This is a genomic window from Streptomyces sp. NPDC006193 (genome assembly GCF_040613915.1).
GTDB lineage: Bacteria > Actinomycetota > Actinomycetes > Streptomycetales > Streptomycetaceae > Streptomyces.
The window spans coordinates 141,186-160,027 of the sequence record NZ_JBEXTB010000003.1; the positions used below are offsets into that span (position 1 = coordinate 141,186).

Consider the following 18,842-nt stretch of genomic DNA (forward strand, 5'->3'; position numbering starts at 1 on the left):
CGATGTGACTTACGCGACGATGAACGGGCCCGGCCTGACCTTCACGGTCCTGGAGGCGTAGCCTTTATTCCCGCTGTCCATCACCTTGTGAAGCGGAAGAGGGCGGTTGCCGCCGTGTCGCCACAGTCCCCCAGTAACTCATCGAGCTCCGCCGGCCTCCGGCCGGGCGGTACTCCCACGACCGACGACCAAGCCGGGAAGAACCCCGCTGCCGCGTTCGGTCCCAACGAGTGGCTCGTCGACGAGATCTATCAGCAGTACCTCCAGGACCCGAATTCGGTAGACCGCGCCTGGTGGGACTTCTTCGCCGATTACAAGCCGGGGGCTCCTGCCACCCCGGCTCCGGCGGGTGCTGCGGCCGCGGGGGCCGCAGAGACCCCCACCACGGCCCCGCAGGCCCGGCCCTCGGCCCCGGCCCCCCAGGCCGCCGCCCCGGCGGACGCGGCCCCGAAGCCCGCCGCCGCTCCGGCCCCTGCTCCCGCCCCCGCGGCGAAGGCCGCGGCCCCCGCCCCGGCCAAGCCGGCGCAGCCCGCACAGGCGCCCGCCCGGCCCAAGGCCGAGGCCGCTCCCGACGCCGGGACGACCGAGGGCCCCGAGCTGGTCACGCTGCGCGGCCCGGCCGCCGCGGTGGCGAAGAACATGGACGCCTCGCTGGAGATGCCGACCGCCACCTCGGTCCGCGCCGTCCCGGTGAAGCTGCTGTTCGACAACCGGATCGTCATCAACAACCACCTCAAGCGCGCCCGCGGCGGGAAGATCTCCTTCACGCACATCATCGGGTACGCGATGGTGCAGGCCATCAAGGCCATGCCGTCGATGAACTGGTCGTACGGCGTCAAGGACGGCAAGCCGACCCTGATCAAGCCGCCGCACGTCAACCTCGGCCTGGCCATCGACCTGGTCAAGCCGAACGGTGACCGCCAGCTCGTCGTGGCCGCCATCAAGAAGGCCGAGACGCTGAACTTCTTCGAGTTCTGGCAGGCCTACGAGGACATCGTCCGCCGCGCCCGCGAGGGCAAGCTGACGATGGACGACTTCACCGGCGTCACGGTCTCCCTCACCAACCCCGGCGGCCTCGGCACCGTCCACTCCGTGCCGCGGCTGATGCCCGGCCAGTCCGTGATCATGGGCGTCGGCTCCATGGACTACCCGGCGGAGTTCCAGGGCACCAGCCAGGACACCCTGAACAAGCTCGGCGTCTCCAAGGTCATGACGCTCACGTCGACCTACGACCACCGGGTGATCCAGGGCGCCGCCTCCGGCGAGTTCCTGCGCCAGGTCGCGAACCTGCTGCTCGGCGAGAACGGCTTCTACGACGACATCTTCGAGGCGCTGCGCATCCCCTACGAGCCGGTCCGCTGGCTCAAGGACATCGACGCCTCCCACGACGACGACGTCACCAAGGCCGCCCGCGTCTTCGAGCTGATCCACTCCTACCGGGTCCGCGGCCACGTCATGGCCGACACCGACCCGCTGGAGTACCGCCAGCGCAAGCACCCCGACCTGGACATCGTCGAGCACGGCCTCACCCTGTGGGACCTGGAGCGCGAGTTCGCCGTCGGCGGCTTCGCCGGCAAGTCGATGATGAAGCTGCGCGACATCCTCGGCGTGCTGCGCGACTCGTACTGCCGCACCACCGGCATCGAGTTCATGCACATCCAGGACCCCAAGCAGCGCAAGTGGATCCAGGACCGCGTGGAGCGCCCGCACTCCAAGCCGGAGCGCGAGGAGCAGCTGCGCATCCTGCGCCGGCTGAACGCGGCGGAGGCCTTCGAGACCTTCCTGCAGACCAAGTACGTCGGCCAGAAGCGGTTCTCGCTGGAGGGCGGCGAGTCCGTCATCCCGCTGCTCGACGCGGTCATCGACTCCGCGGCCGAGTCCCGGCTGGACGAGGTCGTCATCGGCATGGCCCACCGCGGCCGCCTCAACGTCCTCGCCAACATCGTCGGCAAGTCGTACGCGCAGATCTTCCGCGAGTTCGAGGGCAACCTCGACCCGAAGTCGATGCACGGCTCCGGCGACGTCAAGTACCACCTGGGCGCCGAGGGCACCTTCACCGGCCTGGACGGCGAGCAGATCAAGGTCTCCCTGGTCGCCAACCCCTCCCACCTGGAGGCCGTCGACCCGGTCCTGGAGGGCGTCGCCCGCGCCAAGCAGGACATCATCAACAAGGGCGGCACGGACTTCACGGTCCTGCCGGTGGCGATCCACGGCGACGCGGCCTTCGCGGGCCAGGGCGTGGTGGCCGAGACCCTGAACATGTCGCAGCTGCGCGGCTACCGCACCGGCGGCACCGTCCACATCGTCATCAACAACCAGGTCGGCTTCACCGCGGCCCCCGAGTCCTCGCGTTCCTCCATGTACGCGACGGACGTCGCCCGCATGATCGAGGCCCCGATCTTCCACGTGAACGGCGACGACCCGGAGGCCGTCGTGCGCGTGGCGCGGCTCGCCTTCGAGTTCCGCCAGGCGTTCAACAAGGACGTGGTGATCGACCTCATCTGCTACCGCCGCCGCGGTCACAACGAGTCGGACAACCCGGCCTTCACCCAGCCGCTGATGTACGACCTGATCGACAAGAAGCGCTCGGTGCGCAAGCTGTACACCGAGTCCCTGATCGGTCGCGGCGACATCACCCTGGAGGAGGCCGAGCAGGCCCTGCAGGACTACCAGGGCCAGCTGGAGAAGGTCTTCACCGAGGTCCGCGAGGCCACCTCGCAGCCGGTCGCCGGCGACGTCCAGGCGCCGCAGGACGGCTTCCCGGTCGCGGTGCCGACCGCGGTCTCCAGCGAGGTCGTCAAGCGGATCGCCGAGTCCCAGGTAAACATCCCCGACCACATCACCGTCCACCCGCGCCTGCAGCCGCAGCTGCAGCGCCGCGCGGCGATGGTCGAGGACGGCACCATCGACTGGGGCATGGGCGAGACCCTCGCCATCGGCTCCCTGCTGCTGGAGGGCACCCCGGTCCGCCTGGCGGGCCAGGACTCCCAGCGCGGCACCTTCGGCCAGCGCCACGCGGTGCTCATCGACCGGGAGACCGGCGAGGAGTACACCCCGCTGCAGTACCTCTCCGAGGACCAGGCCCGCCTGAACGTCTACAACTCCCTGCTGTCCGAGTACGCGGCGATGGGCTTCGAGTACGGCTACTCGCTGGCCCGCCCCGACGCGCTGGTGATGTGGGAGGCGCAGTTCGGCGACTTCGCCAACGGCGCGCAGACGGTGGTGGACGAGTTCATCTCCTCCGCCGAGCAGAAGTGGGGCCAGACCTCCGGCGTCGTCCTGCTGCTGCCGCACGGCTACGAGGGCCAGGGCCCGGACCACTCGTCCGCGCGTCCGGAGCGGTTCCTCCAGCTGTGCGCGCAGAACAACATGACGGTGGCCATGCCCACGCTCCCGTCGAACTACTTCCACCTCCTGCGGTGGCAGGTGCACAACCCGCACCACAAGCCGCTGATCGTCTTCACCCCGAAGTCGATGCTGCGCCTGAAGGCGGCGGCCTCGAAGGCGGAGGAGTTCACGAACGGGCAGTTCCGCCCGGTCATCGGCGACGACACGGTCGACCCGGCCGCGGTCCGCAAGGTCGTCTTCTGCGCCGGCAAGGTCTACTACGACCTGGAGGCGGAGCGGGTCAAGCGCGGCGTCACGGACACGGCGATCATCCGCATCGAGCGCCTGTACCCGCTGCCGGGCGCCGAGCTCCAGGCGGAGATCAAGAAGTACCCGAACGCCGAGAAGTACCTGTGGGCGCAGGAGGAGCCGGCGAACCAGGGCGCCTGGCCGTTCATCGCGCTCAACCTGATCGACCACCTGGACCTGGCGGTCGGCGCGGACGTCCCGCACGGCGAGCGGCTGCGGCGCATCTCGCGCCCGCACTCCTCGTCCCCGGCGGTGGGTTCGGCCAAGCGCCACCAGGCCGAGCAGGAGCAGCTGGTGCGTGAGGTGTTCGAGGCGTAGGCCTCCGGCACGCACGCGAAGGGCCCGGCCCCGAGTCCGCAACGACTCGGGGCCGGGCCCTTTTCGTCGGCGGGGCCCGTCGGGGGGTTCTACTCGTCGTCCTCGTCGTCGAGACGCGCGAGCCAGGTGGCCAGCCGCTCCACGGGCACCTCGAAGTCCGGGTTCAGGTCCACGAAGGTGCGCAGCTGCTCGGCGAGCCACTCGAAGGTGACCTCCTCCTCGCCGCGCCGCTTCTCCAGCTCCTCGATACCGCGGTCGGTGAAGTACATGGGTTGCGTCTCCTGCGTTGCATCCGGGCCGGTGATGACTCCCCACCAGCCTATGCGCCGTGCGGGAGCGCACCCCCGGCCGGTGCGGGGGCGCACCCCCGGCCGGTGCGGGGGCGCACTCGCCGGCCGGTGAACGGCGCTCGGCCGGGAGCGGCGCGCTCACCCGGAAGAGCGCCTTGACTTCACCCGTCCACGATATATCGTGTTGTTCGAAGGACGCGATATGGCGCGTGCTGACCGTCTGCGGCCGAGGAGGTCCCATGCCCGAGTGGTCCGTCACCGAGCCCCGGAAGCTGACCTTCGACACTCCCGTGCACGACCTGCAGGTCCGCATCGTCGACGGCACGGTGAACGTCGTGGGCACGGACGGGGGCTCCGCGCGCCTGGAGGTCTCCGAGATCACGGGCCCGCCCCTGGTGATCACCCACCAGGACGGCGCCCTCACCGTGGCGTACGAGGACCTGCCCTGGAAGGGCTTCCTCAAGTGGCTCGACTCCCGGGGCCGGCGCCGCAGCGCCGTCGTCTCCCTCGCGGTCCCGGCCGGCACGCGCGTCGAGGTGGGCGTGGTCGGCGCCGGCGCGGTCGTGTCCGGGCTGAGCGGCTCCGCGGTGATCAGGGGAGTGTCGGGCGACACCACCCTGGTCGGCGTCTCCGGCCCGGTCCGCGCGGAGACCGTGTCGGGGAATCTGGAGGCCCAGGCGGTCACCGGCGACCTGCGGTTCCACTCGGTCTCCGGAGACCTCACCGTGGTCGACGGCTCCGGCCCTTCCGTCCGCGCGGACTCGGTCAGCGGCTCCATGATCGTCGACCTGGATCCGGACGGCCCCACGGACGTCGGCCTCACCAGCGTCTCCGGTGAGATCGCCATCCGCCTGCCGCACCCGGCCGACGCCGAGGTGGAGGCGAACACGGCGAGCGGCAGGATCTCCAACGCCTTCGAGGGCTTGCGGGTGCACGGCCAGTGGGGCGCCCACAAGGTCACCGGGCGGCTCGGCGCGGGCACCGGCCGGCTCCGCGCCACCACCGTCTCCGGCTCGATCGCCCTGCTGCGCCGCCCGCCCCGGGACGACGAGGAGAGCACCCCCCGGCAGACGGCACCACCGCGGGCCCCGCACCCGGGCGCCGCGTCCGACCCTGCCGACGACGCCCCGCCCGCCCGGGGGGACAATGCCGTTTCCGGCCGGGACACGGGCGCCACCGGCGCCACCGGCGACCCGGCCGGTGGCACGACCGACAAGAAGGTGCTCTGACATGCCCCCCGTCTTCGCCCACGGGCGCCTCCGCCTGTACCTGCTCAAGCTGCTCGACGAGGCTCCGCGCCACGGCTACGAGGTGATCAGGCTGCTGGAGGAGCGCTTCCAGGGGCTGTACGCGCCCTCGGCGGGCACGGTTTACCCCCGTCTGGCCAAGCTGGAGGCGGAGGGCCTGGTCCGGCACACCACCGAGGGCGGACGCAAGGTGTACGCCATCACGGACGCCGGCCGGGCGGAGCTCGCCGACCGCAGCGACGAGCTGGCCGACCTGGAGCTGGAGATCCGGGAGTCGGTGGCGGAGCTGGCCGCCGAGATACGGGCCGATGTCCGCGGCGCCGCCGGCGATCTGCGCCGCGAGGTGCGCGCGGCGGCCTCCGCGGCCCGCCGGGGCGCCGGGACGGCCGGCGCCGGGGCATTGGGGGACCACGGCGAGCCCGGCGACAAGGAGGCCTGGAAGGCCGCCAAGGAGGAGATGCGCCGGGTCAAGCTGGAGTGGAAGGAGCAGGCCCGGCGCGCCAAGGACGAGAGCCGCCGGGCCCGTGAGGAGGCCCAGCGGGCCCGGCGCCAGGCCCAGGAGGCGCAGGCGCGGGCGCGGGCCCAGGCGCAGGAGGAGATGCAGCGCATCGCCCGGCGGGTCCAGGACCGCGTCCAGGACCACTTCGGCCGGGGCGACTGGCCGACGGGCGTCCGCGAGGGGCTGACGGAACTGGTCAAGGAGTTCGGCGACTTCGGCAAGGAGTTCGGCAAGGACTTCGGCAGGGACTGGGGCTTCGGCCGGACCGCCGGGGAGACGTCCGGGCCGGCTACCGCCTCCGCACCGCACCGCACCTCCCCCGACGAGGACCTCACCGTCGCGTACGAGCCGTCCTGGGCGCACGAGGACCTCACCGGCGACCCGGCCCGGGACCTCGACCGCCTCCTGGACCGCTTCCGCGACGACATCCGCGACGCGGCCCGCGACCACGGCGTCACCCCCGCCCAGCTCCGACAGGCCCGCGACCATCTGACCACGGCGGCGGCCCGCATCGGCACGCTCCTGCGAGCCCCGAAGCCCTGAGCGGGACCAGGGCAGCGGCCGTCCGGGACCCGGAGCGTGGAGCTGCCCGGGCCGCCCGCCCCGGGGAGCTTCCCGAGGCGGGCGGCCCCGAGGGCCCTCCGCCCCGGCACCGGCCCGCGCCTCAGCCCGCCTTCGCCTGGCCCGCGCCGTACAGCACGCGGGTCACGGACGCGTACGTCACCCCGTGGTCGGCCAGCACCTCGGCCGTCACACCCCGCAGGGCGGTGAGGGCCAGCAGCAGGTGCTCGTCGCCGATGTGCCGGTCGCGGTGCGCGAGAGCGACCCGCAACGACTGCTCCAGGACGTCCTTGGTGCCCCGGCCGAAGCGCGGCCCACGCCCCGGCCACCGGCCGCGCTCCTCCCCGTCGCCCGACATCGCTCCGGCGCCGTGCACCTCCTCGACCCGGGAGACGATCTCCGCGACGTCGATCCCCAGCCCGGCCAGGGCGTCCGCCTCGGCGCGGGAGAGCCCGGCCCGCCGCCGCGCCTCGGCCAGGGCGGCGCGCACGGACTCCCTGCGCTCCGCGAGCCCGAGGGCGGCCAGCGCGAAGGAGGCACGGCTGCCCTCGCGGTCCAGCAGTGCCTGCAGCAGGTGCTCCGGCCCGACGGACGGCGACCCGGCCCGTGAGCAGTGCTCGACCGCCCCCCGCACGACCTCGCGGGCGTCCCTCGTGAACCGCTCGAACATCAACGCCTCCCGTACTTCTTGTGCACGGCCTGCCTGCTGACCCCGAGCTCCGCCGCGATCTCCTGCCACGACCAGCCCTGATTGCGCGCATTGCGCACCTGCACCGCCTCCAGTTGCTCCAGCAGCCTGCGCAGCGCGGCCACGGCCCGCAGGCCGACCCGCGGATCACGGTCGCCGGCACGCTCGGCCAGATCGGTTGCCTCGGTCATGACGTCAACCTAAGTTGACGCATGCGCCATGTCAACCCTGGTTGACAACCCGGGACGCGGAAAAGGCGGGCCCGGACACCGGACCCGCCTCTCGGCCGTGCCGTCCCGGACTCAGGGGTTGGTGAGCACGATCTTCCCGAACTGCTCCCCGGACGCGAGCCGCTCGAAGCCCTCGCGGGCCCGGTCCAGCGGCAGCTCCTCGTCGATGACGGGCCGCACACCGGTCGCGGCGCAGAAGGAGAGCAGGTCCTCCAGCTCCTCCTTGGTCCCCATGGTGGAGCCGACGACCTTCAGCTCCAGGAAGAAGATCCGGGTCAGCTCGGCGTGCGAGGGCCGGTCCCCGCTCGTGGCGCCGGAGATGACGAGCGTGCCGCCGGGCCGCAGCGACTTCACCGAATGCGACCAGGTGGCGGCGCCGACGGTCTCGATGACGGCGTCCACCCGCTGCGGCAGCCGCGCCCCGGGCTCCACGGCCTCCACCGCCCCGAGCTCCAGGGCCCGCTTCCGCTTGGCCTGGTCCCGGCTGGTGGCGAAGACCCGCAGACCGGCCGCCTTGCCGAGCACGATCGCGGCCGTGGCGACACCGCCGCCCGCGCCCTGCACCAAGACCGAGTCGCCGGGCCGCACCCCGGCATTGGTGAACAGCATCCGGTACGCGGTCAGCCAGGCGGTCGGCAGACAGGCGGCCTGGGCGAAGGACAGCTCCCTGGGCTTGGGCAGCACGTTCCAGGTCGGCACGGCGACCTGCTCGGCGAAGGTGCCCTGGTAGCGCTCGGTGAGGATGGAGCGCGGCTCGTCGGGGCCGACGCCGTGGCCGGTCTGGCCGATGACGGAGTGCAGGACGACCTCGTTGCCGTCCGCGTCGACGCCGGCGGCGTCGCAGCCGAGGATCATCGGCAGCCGTTCCTCCGGGAGGCCGACGCCCCGCAGGGACCAGAGGTCGTGGTGGTTGAGGGAAGCGGCCCGTACGGTCACCGTGCTCCAGCCGGGGCGGGGCTCGGGAGCCGGGCGCTCCCCCATCGCGAGGCCGGCGAGCGGCTGGTCGGGGTCGATTCGGGCGGCGTAGACAGCGAACATGCCGCCGACGATAGGGGCGCGCCGCGGCCGGCGGAACCAGGCCCCGCTGTGACACATGCCCTCTTGCGCGTCGGCACCCGGGCGGCGCAGCCGGGCACGGACCAGCGCATACCCTTCTCCCTCACCCGGCGGACGGGCGTACGGGCGGGCGGCGGAGGGCGGACGGCGGGCGGTACGGAAAACGGCCCCGTCCGGGTGGACGGAGCCGTTCGGCCCGGTGCGGTCTCAGCGCCGGGCGACCCCCTCGGCCCGCGCGGCAGCGGCGACCGCCGCCGTCACCGCGGGGGCGACCCGCTCGTCGAACGGGGAGGGAATGACGTAGTCGGCGGCGAGATCGTCACCGACCACCGCGGCCAGCGCCTCCGCAGCGGCGATCTTCATGCCCTCCGTGATCCGCGTGGCCCGCACCTGCAGCGCGCCCGCGAAGATCCCGGGGAAGGCCAGCACGTTGTTGATCTGGTTCGGGAAGTCCGAGCGCCCGGTCGCGACCACGGCGGCGTGCCGGTGCGCGACCTCCGGGTGCACCTCCGGGTCCGGGTTGGCCATCGCGAAGACGAAGGCGCCCTGCGCCATGGAGGCGACGGCCGCCTCCGCGACCGTACCGCCGGAGACGCCGATGAAGACGTCCGCGCCCGCGAGGGCGTCCTCCAGCGAGCCGGTGAGGCCGGCCTTGTTGGTGAAGGAGGCCAGCTCGCGCTTGACCGGCGTCAGGTCCTTCCGGCCGGCGGACACGACGCCCTTGCGGTCCGCCACGGCCACGTCCCCGATGCCGGCCTCGACCAGCATCCTGGCGATGGCGACACCGGCCGCACCGGCGCCCGAGACGACCGCGCGCAGCTGCCCGATCTCGCGCCCGCTGAGCCGCGCCGCGTTGCGCAGCGCCGCCAGCGTCACGACGGCCGTGCCGTGCTGGTCGTCGTGGAAGACCGGGATGTCGAGGCACTCCTGGAGCCGGCGTTCGATCTCGAAGCACCGGGGCGCCGAGATGTCCTCGAGGTTCACTCCGCCGAAGGACGGGGCGAGCCGGACGACGGTCTCGACGATGTCGTCCACGTCGGTGCAGTCCAGCGCGATCGGCACCGCGTCGACGCCGCCGAACTGCTTGAACAGGATCGCCTTGCCCTCCATCACGGGGAGGGAGGCCTCGGGACCGATGTCCCCGAGCCCGAGCACGGCGGTGCCGTCGGTGACGACGGCGACCACCGAGGACTTCCATGTGTAGTCGTTGACCAGTTCCGGCTGTTCCGCGATCGCGGTGCACACGCGCGCCACACCGGGCGTGTACGCGAGGGAAAGGTCGTCCTTGTCGCGGATCGGCACGGTGGCCTGCACGGCCATCTTGCCGCCGCGGTGCAGCGCGAACGCCGGATCGAAGGAATCGAGGGGCTCGGCCCCGTCGTCCTGGTCCGTACCGCTGTCGCTGCGAGGATTGACGATCTCCGCTGCCACTTCGTTTTACCCCTTAGGTATGCATGGTTTGAGGGTCGACCACTCCTGGTGAGGGGTGGGCGGGCACCGCGCGCGGCTCGGTTGCGGATACGTACGAGCACACACGCGACGGGCGCGCCGCACACGCGCCCTGAGCCCCGGATGAGGGGTGTAAAGAACCTTCTTACCGGACGGACGGTGTCCGCGACGAGTCGAATAGGCCCAAGGTCACATCCGGGAACCGGGGGCCGGTGCCGGGGCGGCCGCGCCGCCGGCGGGCCGGAGCCGGGCGGGGGCGCCCCGAGTCCGGCCGCGAAGACCCTGCGGCAGGGTGATCACATGGTGAGACACGCCGAAGATTTTCCGGCGGGAGCACTGGAATCCCGCAGATGGTTCGGCCGTGATGGACCGGGGTTGTACCGGCCTGATGCGATTCGGGGGTCACCCGTTATCCGATTTTGACATAGTGACTCCCCTGAATGGCGTAGTCCGAATGGCAAGATGCCGTAAACCCACGAGGTCGCGACACCCGAATGTGTGTGTTTCCGTCGACCCATCGGCAACTCTTCCCATCCGCCGGAGGAACCACGATGACCGCAAGCTCCACCCGTCGTACGACCGCAGCGCGCTCCCGTCTGGCCGCGGCCGGTGCGATCGCGGTCGCAGGCGCCCTGCTGCTCACCGGTTGCGGTGACCAGACGAACGACAAGGACAAGGACTCCGGCAGCGCGTCCACCAGCAGCGCCCCGCTCGCCGACAAGCTCCCGCAGGACATCCGCAGCAAGGGTGTCGTCCGGGTCGGCTCGGACATCGCGTACGCGCCGGTGGAGTACAAGGACTCGGCCGGCAACGTCGTCGGCCTGGACCCCGACCTGGCGGCGGCCCTGGGCAAGCAGCTCGGCGTGAAGTTCCAGTTCCAGAACGGCACCTTCGACGCCCTGCTCACCGGCCTGCGCTCGGACCGCTACGACATGGCGATGTCGGCCATGACGGACAACAAGAACCGTCAGGAGGGCGTCGACCCCGACACCGGCAAGAAGGTCGGCGAAGGCGTCGACTTCGTCGACTACCTGACCGCCGGCGTCTCGATCTACACCCGCAAGGGCGACACCCAGGGCATCAAGACCTGGGACGACCTGTGCGGCAGGAAGCTCGCCGTCCAGCGCGGCACCACCTCGGAGGACCTGGCCAAGCAGCAGGCCAAGAAGTGTCCGGGCGGGAAGAAGCTCGCCATCGAGGCCTTCGACGACAACCAGCAGGCCCAGACCCGGCTGCGCTCCGGCGGCGCGGACGCCGTGTCCGCCGACTTCCCGGTGGCCGCGTACGCGGTGAAGACCTCCGGCGGCGGCAAGGACTTCGAGATCGTCGGCGAGCAGGTCGAGGCGGCTCCCTACGGCATCGCGGTCGCCAAGAAGGAGACCCAGCTGCGGGACGCCCTGCAGGCCGCGATGAACGCCATCATCAAGAACGGCGAGTACCAGAAGATCCTCGAGAAGTGGGGCGCCCAGGACGGCGCCGTCAAGGAGTCCGTGATCAACGGCGGCAAGTGACCCGCGGAGCACGAGCGGCCACCGAGAGGCAATACCCGTGACTGACATCGACAAGACGGCGGGGCCGACGAGCACGCCCCCGGCCGGCGCGGAGGCCATCAAGGCCATCCCGGTCCGGCACTACGGGCGGTACGTCTCCGCCGTCATCGCGATCGCGCTCCTCGTCGCGATCATCTACGCCTTCGGCCAGGGCAAGATCAACTGGCAGGCGGTACCCGACTACTTCTTCGACGACCGGATCATGACCGGTGTCGGCAAGACCCTCCTGCTGACGGTCCTGTCGATGCTGATCGGCATCGTCGGCGGCATCGTCCTCGCGGTGATGCGGCTGTCGAAGAACCCGGTGACCTCGTCGATCGCCTGGTTCTACATCTGGTTCTTCCGCGGCACCCCGGTCCTGGTCCAGCTGTTCCTCTGGTTCAACCTGGGCCTGGTCTTCGAGTACATCAACCTGATGCCGTTCTACAAGGACTACTGGTCGAACTTCATGACGCCGCTGCTGACGGCGCTGCTCGGCCTGGGTCTGAACGAGGCGGCGTACATGGCCGAGATCTGCCGGGCGGGCCTGCTCGCGGTGGACGAGGGCCAGACCGAGGCGGCCCACGCCCTCGGCATGAGCCACGGCAAGACGCTGCGCCGGGTGGTCGTCCCGCAGGCGATGCGCGTGATCGTGCCGCCGACGGGCAACGAAGTGATCAACATGCTGAAGACGACCTCGCTCGTGGCGGCCGTCCAGTATCCCGAGCTGTTCCGCTTCGCCCAGGACATCGGCCAGAACTCCGGCGCCCCGGTGGAGATGTACTTCCTCGCCGCGGCCTGGTACCTGATCATGACCTCGGTGCTGAGCGTGGGCCAGTACTACATCGAGCGGCACTACGCCCGCGGCTCCAGCCGCCAGCTGCCGCCGACCCCGTGGCAGAAGGTGAAGGCCAACATGCTCTCCCTGGGCCGGCCGAAGGGAGGCATGGCATGACCGAGAAGCTGAGCAAGACGCAGGACACCCGCCCGCAGAGCACGGTGCCCATGGTCAAGGCGGAGGGCGTGCACAAGTCCTTCGGCCACGTCGAGGTGCTCAAGGGCATCGACCTGGAGGTGAAGCCGGGCGAGGTGTTCTGCCTCATCGGCCCCTCCGGCTCCGGCAAGTCGACCTTCCTGCGGTGCATCAACCACCTGGAGAAGATCAACGCCGGCCGGCTGTACGTCGACGGCGAGCTGGTCGGCTACCGCCAGCAGGGCGAGAAGCTCTACGAGCTGCGCGACCGCGAGGTCGCCATGAAGCGCCGGGACATCGGCATGGTCTTCCAGCGCTTCAACCTGTTCCCGCACATGACGGCCCTGGAGAACGTCATGGAGGCGCCGGTGCAGGTCAGGGGCGTGAGCCGGGCGCAGGCCCGGGAGCGGGCCATGCAGCTGCTGGAGCGCGTGGGCCTGGCCGACCGGGCCGGGCACTACCCCTCGCAGCTCTCCGGCGGCCAGCAGCAGCGCGTGGCGATCGCCCGGGCGCTGGCGATGGACCCGAAGCTGATGCTGTTCGACGAGCCGACCTCGGCCTTGGACCCGGAGCTGGTCGGCGACGTCCTGGACGTCATGCGGGACCTCGCCGAGTCCGGCATGACCATGGTCGTCGTCACCCACGAGATGGGCTTCGCCCGCGAGGTGGGCGACAGCCTGGTGTTCATGGACGACGGTGTGGTGGTCGAGTCCGGCAACCCGCGGGACGTCCTGACGAACCCGCAGCACGAGCGGACCCAGTCCTTCCTGTCGAAGGTGCTGTAACCGCGGCGATCAGGGGCGGTACGGACGCATGCCCGTACCGCCCCCTTGCCGCGACCTGCCCCGCGGGCGCCGCGGGTCCGTCACTTCACGCGCGGGCGCCGCGGGTCCGTCACTTCACCGCCAGCAGCAGGGTGTCCGACGGCGAGCACCACACCGGCCTGGCCTCGGCGAAGCCCTTCTCGCGCAGGACGCGCGCGTGCCAGGCCGGCGGCGGCGTGTCCCCCTCCGCGTGCTCGCCGAAGATCTCGAAGCGGCGGGCGGTCGGCTCGGCGAGGACCGGGTCCTGGGCCGCCAGCCGCCACCACTCGGCCCAGTCGAGGGCGCCGGCCCGCCTGGCTTCATCCATGCGGGCGTGGCGCTGGGCGCGCTCGGCCGCGTTGATCCGGGGCGTGCTGTCGTCGATCATGTGGTCCGCGTTCATGAAGACACCGCCGTCGCGGACCAGCTCCGCGACCCGACCGTAGAGGGCCGCGAGGGGTTCGCTGTGCAGCCAGTGCAGGGCCGTGGCGGTCAGCACCGCGTCGTAGGAGTCGTACGGCAGCTTCGCCGGCCAGTCGGGGTCCTTGAGGTCGGCGGTGACGAAGGTGACGCGGTCGTCGCCGGCGAAGGTGCCGTGCGCGATGGCGAGCAGCGCCGGGTCCAGGTCGACGCCGGTGCTGGTGGCCCGCGGGAACCGCCGGAGCAGGCGGGCGGTGATGCTGCCGGTGCCGCAGGCGAGGTCGAGCACGCGCGGCGCCGTGCCGACGAGCGCCTCGACCATGTCGAGCATGATCCGGAACCGCTCCTCGCGGTCCGGCATGTACCACTCCTGCTGCCGGTCCCAGCTCTCCTGCCAGGCCGCCCAGTCCGTTCCGGTGTGCGTGCTCATGGCACCTCTGCTCCCCTCATGTCGCGTAATACCCTGGAAGCACGACGGGCTGTTACCCGACCGCAGACCCGACGATAAAGCGCCCTCGTAAGGACTACAAGTGGAACTGGCCTATTACTCGGATTATGCCGTACGCCTCGTGAACAGCGAGGAGCCGGTCCGGGGCAAGGACACGCTCACCTCGGTCGAGGCCGTCCGCGACCTCTTCGGGGCCAACGCGTCGGCGGCCCGCCGCGCCACGGACGCCGACGTCACGCGCTTCCGCTCGGTCCGGGCCCGGCTGCGCGCCGTCTTCGAGGCCGCCGACCAGGGCGACGAGACCCTGGCCGTGGACCTGCTGAACTCACTGCTGCTGGAGTTCCCGGTCAGCCCGCAGATCTCCGGGCACGACCACCGCGACGACGACGGCCGCCCCCTGTGGCACATGCACCTGGCCGACCACCCCTCCAACGCCACCGCCGGGTACGCGGCGATCGCGGCGATGGGCCTGGCCTTCCACCTCACCGAGTACGGCGTGGACCGCCTCGGCCTGTGCCAGGCGGCGCCGTGCCGCAACGCCTACCTCGACACCTCCACCAACCGCTCCCGGCGCTACTGCTCCGACCGCTGCGCGACCCGCGCCAACGTGGCCGCCTACCGCGCCCGCAAGCGCCTGGAGGCCGACCGGCCGGCCGGCAGCGGCCTCGCCGCCGACAGCGCCCAGCGCAGCAGCGCCAGCGGCGAGCGCTGACCGGCCGGCAGCGGGCGGAACCGCAGCCACGCCCTGCCCAGCACCAGATCCTCCGGCACCACCCCGTAGTCGGTGCTGTCCCCGCCCGCGTACGGGTTGTCCCCGCGCACCCACCAGCCGCCCTCGCGCCGCTCCACGGCCCGCTTGACGACCAGCAGGTCCTGCTGGAACGGGTGACGCAGCACCACGACGTCCCCGGTCCTGACGGTGCCCCCGTACCGCACCAGCAGCTGATCCCCGTGGCGCAGCGTAGGCACCATGGACGGGCCGGTCACCTCGGCCAGCCCGAAGGGCGCCTGGGCCCTGTCCCGCTCGCTCTCCCGTGACAGCTCCGGCATGCCCGGCACCTCCCCGGTCCGTTCCTCCACAGTCCCAGTCTCACCCTGGACTTTCGTCCTAAGCCCTAGGGGGCACTGACGAAAACCGGTCCCTCAGGGAGTAATGTCGCACCTGAGAAGACGATCACGAGGAAGGAATGCTCCATGCTTTCCCGCCTGTTTGCCCCCAAGGTCAAGGTCAGCGCCCACTGCGACCTGCCCTGCGGCGTGTACGACCCGGCCCAGGCCCGCATCGAGGCGGAGTCGGTGAAGGCCGTCCAGGAGAAGATGGCCGGCAACGACGACCCCCACTTCCAGGCGCGTGCCACCGTCATCAAGGAGCAGCGCGCGGAGCTCGCGAAGCACCACGTCTCCGTGCTCTGGAGCGACTACTTCAAGGCCCCGCACTTCGAGAAGTACCCGGAGCTGCACCAGCTGGTCAACGACACCCTGAAGGCCCTCTCGGCCGCCAAGGCGTCGACCGACCCGGCGACGGGCCAGAAGGCGCTGGACTACATCGCCCAGATCGACAAGATCTTCTGGGAGACCAAGAAGGCCTGACCTTCGATCACTCCGTTCGACCTGCGGTGTCCTTGGTCGCATGGTCTTCCGGTCCGCACCCGGTCCGCAGGCCGCCGAACACGGCGGTCCCCGCGGGCCGGGTGCGGTCGCTCGGGAGGCGCTCCGCCGCGGGGAGACGCGTCGCGCCCCGGCCCGGCGGGTCACCGCCCCGGGGCGCCTCCGTCGGACCGGTCCGCGATCCGGGTCACCGTGACCACGACACTCACCCGCTCCGCGGCGCCCAGGGCGGTGAGCCGGGCCGTGACGGCGGCCTCCACCCGGTCGTGGACGTCGCGGGCGACGTCCGGCACCCGCCGGCCGCCGGCCAGGACGCAGCGCACCTCGATCCGCCACCCCGCGCCGTCCGGGGCCCGGTCGGCGCGGACGCCGGCCTGCGGTGACGTGTCCGGGGGCGGGGCGTCCGCCCGGTCGGGCGCGGCGGCCGCCGCGAGGCGCCGGGCGAGACGGGGCTGGAGGCCCGCCACGCCGGGCACCGCGAGCGCCGCCTCGGCCGCGACGCCGAGCAGCGTGGTCGTGCGGACGGCGGTCATCGCACACTCCCCCCGTTCGGGTGACCGGAGGCGAGGGGCGGCCGCGGCTCCAGCACCTCCACGACGGTGATGTCGACGGCCGTCACGGCCAGCCCCAGGTCCTGTCCGGCCGAGTCGAGGACGGACCGGCGCACCTGGTGGACCCGGTCGGGCAGGGGGCGGTCCAGGCCGGCGGCCAGCGTCATGGTCACCCGCACGTCGGGGCCGTCGCCCTCGGGCACGAGCCGGCAGGTCGCGGCCCTCGTGCCGGGGACCGCGTCCGCGGCACGCCGCAGCACCTTCGCCGCCGCGCTCTCGGCGATCCGCAGGTCCCGGTCCGGGTCGGCCAGGGGCAGCAGCCGCCCGAGCCGGACCTCCGCCCCGACGACCTCCATGACCCGGCCGACGAGCGCGTGCAGGCCGGGAGGGTCCTCGGCGCGCAGCGCCCGGGTGGCCGCGTTCACGGCGGCCAGGCCCTCGACGGCCTCGCGGCAGTGCGGACAGGAGAGGGTGTGCGGGTCCGCGGGCGGGGCCGCGTCCTGCGCCTGCTCCCAGACCCGGCTGAGCCGGCGGCCGCAGGGCAGCACCTCGTCACCCGGGAACACGGGCGGGTCCGCGCCGGCGGGGCCGGTGCCCGGCCCGCGGGCTCCGGTCGGCCCGGAGGGCCGCGCGTGCGAGTCGTCTAGCGCCATGGGCCCATCGCCTCCTGCAGGGATCGGCGCGCCCGGAACAGTCTGCCGCGCACGGTCTGCTCACTGGTCCGCGTCACATGGGCGATCTCCTTGTACGGCAGGCCCTGCACCTCCCGGAGGATCCAGCAGATCCGCTGCCCGGCGTCCAGCCCGGCGAGCGCGCGGGACAGCGCGGCGGTGGCGGCGTCCTGCTCGGCGAACCGGGCGGGCTGGCTCCAGGCGTCGCCCGTCGCCGGTTCGGGGACGGTGTCCAGGGAGAGGGGCGGGGGCCGGCGCCGGCGCATGGTCAGGCAGCGGTTGACGGTGATCCGGTACATCCAGGTGCGGAACTCCGCGCCGTGGTGGTACTCCGGCAACCGCCGCCAGGCGCTGACGAAGGCGTCCTGGACGGCGTCCTCGGCGTCCTGGGCGTTGCCGAGCATGCAGCGGGCCAGGGCCAGCAGCGACCGGCTGTGCCGCTGGACGAGAACGGCGAAGGAGTCCGCGTCCCCCTCGGCGGCCCGCACGGCAAGCAGGCCGTCCGGCAGGTCGCATCCCAGGAGGGGGGCGGCGGTGCGTTCGATCATGATGCTCCCGCACAGGTCTCGGGCCGGGCGGGTACCCCCCACCTCCGATGTGATGCACGTCACACATCAAGCATGTGAGGACCGTGCGTCCCCATATGTCCAACCCAGTGACGGCACCACGCAGGTGTCCTACCGATCGAGGCGACCGCCATGACGGACAACATCACCGGCGCCGGCGGGGGCGGCCGGTCCGAAGCGGACGTGAGCGCGCTGAAGGGCCGCACGGGGGCAGGGGCTCCCGCCGAGACACGGGGGAAGACCACCATCGCGGACAGCGTGGTGGCGAAGATCGCGGGCATGGCCGCCCGTGAGGTCCCGGGCATCCACCGCCTGGGAGCGGGAATGGCACGCGCCTTCGGGGCCGTGCGGGAACGCGTGCCCGGAGGCGGGAGCGCGACCGTCACCCGGGGGGTGAAGGTCGAGGTCGGCGAGCGGCAGGCCGCGGTGGACCTCGACGCCGTCGTGGAGTACGGCGTCTCCATCGTCGACGTCGCCGGCGACGTGCGCACCAACGTGATCAGCTCGGTGGAGCGGATGACGGGACTCGAGGTCGTCGAGGTGAACATCGCCGTCGCCGACGTCCACCTCCCCGACGACGAGGAGGAGGAGGGGACCGAACCGGAGGAGGGCCGCGTGCGGTGACCGCGCCGTGCGCCCTCGGGCGTGCGCGGGTGATCACACGGACGGCGCAGTGACGTTCGCGAGACGGGCGAGACGGGTGAGCGCAAGATGAACGCAGCAACGACGGGCCTCGTGGCCGGCATGGCCCTGGGCTTCGCCGGGTACTTCGGCGGCTTCTGGGCATTTCTCCTGGTCCTGGTGCTGGGCATGGCGGGGCTGCTCGCCGGCCTCGCCGTCCAGGGCGACCTCGACATCCCGGCACGGAGGCAGCGGTGAGGACCCGGCCCGGTCCGGCGTCCCCCGGCGCGGAGTCCGGCGCACCGGCGCGGACCGCCGGTCTGCCGCCCCCGGCCGAGCGGGGCGCCACCGTCATCCCGGACCGGGTGGTCGCCCGGATCGCCGCCCGGGCCGCACGCACGGCCCAGTCCCGGCGTGCCGCCGTACCGCCCGACCGGGGCGAGGCGGCGGCGCCGAGCGCCTCCGCCGCCGTCCGCACCGGATCGGTGCGCCTGCACCTGATCATGGACCTGCCGTACCCCATCGACATCCCCCGCGTCTGCGAGCGGATCCAGCACGACGTCGCCGAAGGGGTGGCCGGGATGACCGGCCTGGACGTCAAAGAGGTCACCCTCACCGTGCGGCGGCTGATGACCGCCGCGGACACGGGCCGGGGGCGGGTCCGGTGAGCGGCCGCGC

21 protein-coding genes are annotated in these 18,842 nt (G+C 72.2%); 11 read left to right on the top strand and 10 right to left on the bottom strand.

The genetic code is table 11. The features are described 5' to 3' along the window. Window positions 1–114 precede the first annotated feature (114 nt). Window positions 115–3,954: a multifunctional oxoglutarate decarboxylase/oxoglutarate dehydrogenase thiamine pyrophosphate-binding subunit/dihydrolipoyllysine-residue succinyltransferase subunit gene (locus ABZ261_RS04405; RefSeq protein ID WP_356855154.1), complete on the top strand. Its 3,840-nt coding sequence runs from the start codon at window positions 115–117 to the stop codon at window positions 3,952–3,954. 89 nt (window positions 3,955–4,043) lie between these two features. On the opposite strand, the gene ABZ261_RS04410 is transcribed toward ABZ261_RS04405, so the two are convergent. Next, window positions 4,044–4,223 carry a DUF6104 family protein gene (locus ABZ261_RS04410; protein ID WP_003992906.1) on the bottom strand — a complete coding sequence of 60 codons (180 nt, stop codon included), beginning with the start codon at window positions 4,221–4,223 and terminating at the stop codon, window positions 4,044–4,046. A 260-nt stretch (window positions 4,224–4,483) separates the two neighbouring features. Between ABZ261_RS04410 and ABZ261_RS04415 the strand changes: the two genes are divergently transcribed. Both ABZ261_RS04415 and ABZ261_RS04420 read left to right on the top strand, forming a co-directional pair. Beyond that, on the top strand, window positions 4,484–5,473 hold the full coding sequence (locus ABZ261_RS04415; RefSeq protein WP_356855156.1) for a hypothetical protein: 990 nt from the start codon (window positions 4,484–4,486) through the stop codon (window positions 5,471–5,473). 1 nt (window position 5,474) lies between these two features. Further along, on the top strand, window positions 5,475–6,533 hold the full coding sequence (locus tag ABZ261_RS04420) for a PadR family transcriptional regulator (RefSeq protein ID WP_356855158.1): 1,059 nt from the start codon (window positions 5,475–5,477) through the stop codon (window positions 6,531–6,533). Window positions 6,534–6,654: 121 nt separating this feature from the next. Here the strand turns inward: ABZ261_RS04420 and ABZ261_RS04425 are convergent, their stop codons facing one another. From ABZ261_RS04425 to ABZ261_RS04440, 4 genes are all read right to left on the bottom strand, one after another. Continuing rightward, window positions 6,655–7,221, bottom strand: a complete 567-nt coding sequence (locus ABZ261_RS04425) for a Clp protease N-terminal domain-containing protein (RefSeq protein WP_356855160.1) — start codon at window positions 7,219–7,221, stop codon at window positions 6,655–6,657. Beyond that, window positions 7,221–7,430 (bottom strand): HTH domain-containing protein, encoded by a 210-nt coding sequence (locus ABZ261_RS04430; protein WP_073889424.1) that lies wholly within the window; start codon window positions 7,428–7,430, stop codon window positions 7,221–7,223. The genes ABZ261_RS04425 and ABZ261_RS04430 overlap by 1 nt, the downstream gene beginning before the upstream one ends. A 111-nt stretch (window positions 7,431–7,541) precedes the next feature. Then, window positions 7,542–8,507, bottom strand: coding sequence for a zinc-binding dehydrogenase (locus ABZ261_RS04435; protein ID WP_356855162.1), 966 nt, complete (start codon window positions 8,505–8,507; stop codon window positions 7,542–7,544). A 225-nt stretch (window positions 8,508–8,732) separates the two neighbouring features. Further along, window positions 8,733–9,956 carry an NADP-dependent malic enzyme gene (locus tag ABZ261_RS04440; RefSeq protein ID WP_356855164.1) on the bottom strand — a complete coding sequence of 408 codons (1,224 nt, stop codon included), beginning with the start codon at window positions 9,954–9,956 and terminating at the stop codon, window positions 8,733–8,735. Between the two features lie 569 nt (window positions 9,957–10,525). Here ABZ261_RS04440 and ABZ261_RS04445 point away from each other — a divergent pair. From ABZ261_RS04445 to ABZ261_RS04455, 3 genes are read left to right on the top strand one after another with little or no spacing between them, the layout of a single operon-like run. Continuing rightward, complete coding sequence (locus ABZ261_RS04445; RefSeq protein WP_356855166.1) at window positions 10,526–11,485, top strand: transporter substrate-binding domain-containing protein; 960 nt, start codon at window positions 10,526–10,528, stop codon at window positions 11,483–11,485. 37 nt (window positions 11,486–11,522) lie between these two features. Then, the gene (locus ABZ261_RS04450; protein WP_356855168.1) at window positions 11,523–12,458 is read left to right on the top strand and encodes an amino acid ABC transporter permease; all 936 of its coding nucleotides are present in this window, start codon (window positions 11,523–11,525) and stop codon (window positions 12,456–12,458) included. A 50-nt stretch (window positions 12,459–12,508) separates the two neighbouring features. Then, window positions 12,509–13,261 (top strand): amino acid ABC transporter ATP-binding protein, encoded by a 753-nt coding sequence (locus ABZ261_RS04455; protein ID WP_356855555.1) that lies wholly within the window; start codon window positions 12,509–12,511, stop codon window positions 13,259–13,261. 109 nt (window positions 13,262–13,370) lie between these two features. On the opposite strand, the gene ABZ261_RS04460 is transcribed toward ABZ261_RS04455, so the two are convergent. Continuing rightward, window positions 13,371–14,129, bottom strand: coding sequence for a class I SAM-dependent methyltransferase (locus ABZ261_RS04460; protein ID WP_356855170.1), 759 nt, complete (start codon window positions 14,127–14,129; stop codon window positions 13,371–13,373). Between the two features lie 100 nt (window positions 14,130–14,229). On the opposite strand from ABZ261_RS04460, the gene ABZ261_RS04465 reads away from it, so the two are divergent. Then, window positions 14,230–14,859, top strand: coding sequence for a CGNR zinc finger domain-containing protein (locus tag ABZ261_RS04465; RefSeq protein ID WP_356855172.1), 630 nt, complete (start codon window positions 14,230–14,232; stop codon window positions 14,857–14,859). Here ABZ261_RS04465 and sodX read toward each other — a convergent pair. Beyond that, entirely contained in the window at window positions 14,763–15,197 is a 435-nt protein-coding gene (gene sodX, locus ABZ261_RS04470; RefSeq protein WP_356855174.1) for a nickel-type superoxide dismutase maturation protease, read from the bottom strand. The two genes, ABZ261_RS04465 and sodX, sit on opposite strands and share 97 nt — an antisense overlap. Window positions 15,198–15,341: 144 nt before the next feature. Here sodX and sodN point away from each other — a divergent pair, with 144 nt between their 5' ends. Next, window positions 15,342–15,737, top strand: coding sequence for a superoxide dismutase, Ni (gene sodN / locus ABZ261_RS04475; RefSeq protein WP_014674929.1), 396 nt, complete (start codon window positions 15,342–15,344; stop codon window positions 15,735–15,737). A gap of 161 nt (window positions 15,738–15,898) precedes the next feature. Here sodN and ABZ261_RS04480 read toward each other — a convergent pair whose 3' ends face one another. Genes ABZ261_RS04480 through ABZ261_RS04490 form a run of 3 tightly spaced genes read right to left on the bottom strand, consistent with a single transcriptional unit; the run spans window position 15,899 to window position 17,525 of the window. Then, window positions 15,899–16,288, bottom strand: coding sequence for a hypothetical protein (locus ABZ261_RS04480; protein ID WP_356855176.1), 390 nt, complete (start codon window positions 16,286–16,288; stop codon window positions 15,899–15,901). After that, a complete protein-coding gene (locus ABZ261_RS04485; protein WP_356855177.1) occupies window positions 16,285–16,959 on the bottom strand; it encodes a hypothetical protein in 675 nt (224 codons plus the stop codon). The genes ABZ261_RS04480 and ABZ261_RS04485 overlap by 4 nt, the downstream gene beginning before the upstream one ends. Continuing rightward, window positions 16,950–17,525 carry a sigma-70 family RNA polymerase sigma factor gene (locus tag ABZ261_RS04490; RefSeq protein ID WP_356855179.1) on the bottom strand — a complete coding sequence of 192 codons (576 nt, stop codon included), beginning with the start codon at window positions 17,523–17,525 and terminating at the stop codon, window positions 16,950–16,952. The genes ABZ261_RS04485 and ABZ261_RS04490 overlap by 10 nt, the downstream gene beginning before the upstream one ends. Before the next feature lie 150 nt (window positions 17,526–17,675). Here ABZ261_RS04490 and ABZ261_RS04495 point away from each other — a divergent pair, with 150 nt between their 5' ends. The 3 genes from ABZ261_RS04495 to ABZ261_RS04505 all read left to right on the top strand — a co-directional run bounded on the left by ABZ261_RS04495 (window position 17,676) and on the right by ABZ261_RS04505 (window position 18,832). After that, window positions 17,676–18,167: an Asp23/Gls24 family envelope stress response protein gene (locus tag ABZ261_RS04495; RefSeq protein ID WP_356855181.1), complete on the top strand. Its 492-nt coding sequence runs from the start codon at window positions 17,676–17,678 to the stop codon at window positions 18,165–18,167. Between the two features lie 87 nt (window positions 18,168–18,254). Then, complete coding sequence (locus tag ABZ261_RS04500) at window positions 18,255–18,422, top strand: hypothetical protein (protein ID WP_356855183.1); 168 nt, start codon at window positions 18,255–18,257, stop codon at window positions 18,420–18,422. After that, a complete protein-coding gene (locus ABZ261_RS04505) occupies window positions 18,419–18,832 on the top strand; it encodes an Asp23/Gls24 family envelope stress response protein (RefSeq protein WP_356855185.1) in 414 nt (137 codons plus the stop codon). Before ABZ261_RS04500 ends, ABZ261_RS04505 begins: the two co-directional genes overlap by 4 nt. The last annotated feature ends 10 nt before the right edge of the window (window positions 18,833–18,842 follow it).

Coding starts and splice junctions, on each gene's coding strand:
- ABZ261_RS04410 (WP_003992906.1), bottom strand. CDS start 4,223: ATGTACTTCACCGACCGCGGTATCGAGGAGCTGGAGAAGCGGCGCGGC.
- ABZ261_RS04415 (WP_356855156.1), top strand. CDS start 4,484: ATGCCCGAGTGGTCCGTCACCGAGCCCCGGAAGCTGACCTTCGACACT.
- ABZ261_RS04420 (WP_356855158.1), top strand. CDS start 5,475: ATGCCCCCCGTCTTCGCCCACGGGCGCCTCCGCCTGTACCTGCTCAAG.
- ABZ261_RS04425 (WP_356855160.1), bottom strand. CDS start 7,221: ATGTTCGAGCGGTTCACGAGGGACGCCCGCGAGGTCGTGCGGGGGGCG.
- ABZ261_RS04430 (WP_073889424.1), bottom strand. CDS start 7,430: ATGACCGAGGCAACCGATCTGGCCGAGCGTGCCGGCGACCGTGATCCG.
- ABZ261_RS04435 (WP_356855162.1), bottom strand. CDS start 8,507: ATGTTCGCTGTCTACGCCGCCCGAATCGACCCCGACCAGCCGCTCGCC.
- ABZ261_RS04445 (WP_356855166.1), top strand. CDS start 10,526: ATGACCGCAAGCTCCACCCGTCGTACGACCGCAGCGCGCTCCCGTCTG.
- ABZ261_RS04455 (WP_356855555.1), top strand. CDS start 12,509: ATGGTCAAGGCGGAGGGCGTGCACAAGTCCTTCGGCCACGTCGAGGTG.
- ABZ261_RS04460 (WP_356855170.1), bottom strand. CDS start 14,129: ATGAGCACGCACACCGGAACGGACTGGGCGGCCTGGCAGGAGAGCTGG.
- sodX (WP_356855174.1), bottom strand. CDS start 15,197: ATGCCGGAGCTGTCACGGGAGAGCGAGCGGGACAGGGCCCAGGCGCCC.
- sodN (WP_014674929.1), top strand. CDS start 15,342: ATGCTTTCCCGCCTGTTTGCCCCCAAGGTCAAGGTCAGCGCCCACTGC.
- ABZ261_RS04480 (WP_356855176.1), bottom strand. CDS start 16,288: ATGACCGCCGTCCGCACGACCACGCTGCTCGGCGTCGCGGCCGAGGCG.
- ABZ261_RS04485 (WP_356855177.1), bottom strand. CDS start 16,959: ATGGCGCTAGACGACTCGCACGCGCGGCCCTCCGGGCCGACCGGAGCC.
- ABZ261_RS04490 (WP_356855179.1), bottom strand. CDS start 17,525: ATGATCGAACGCACCGCCGCCCCCCTCCTGGGATGCGACCTGCCGGAC.
- ABZ261_RS04495 (WP_356855181.1), top strand. CDS start 17,676: ATGACGGACAACATCACCGGCGCCGGCGGGGGCGGCCGGTCCGAAGCG.
- ABZ261_RS04500 (WP_356855183.1), top strand. CDS start 18,255: ATGAACGCAGCAACGACGGGCCTCGTGGCCGGCATGGCCCTGGGCTTC.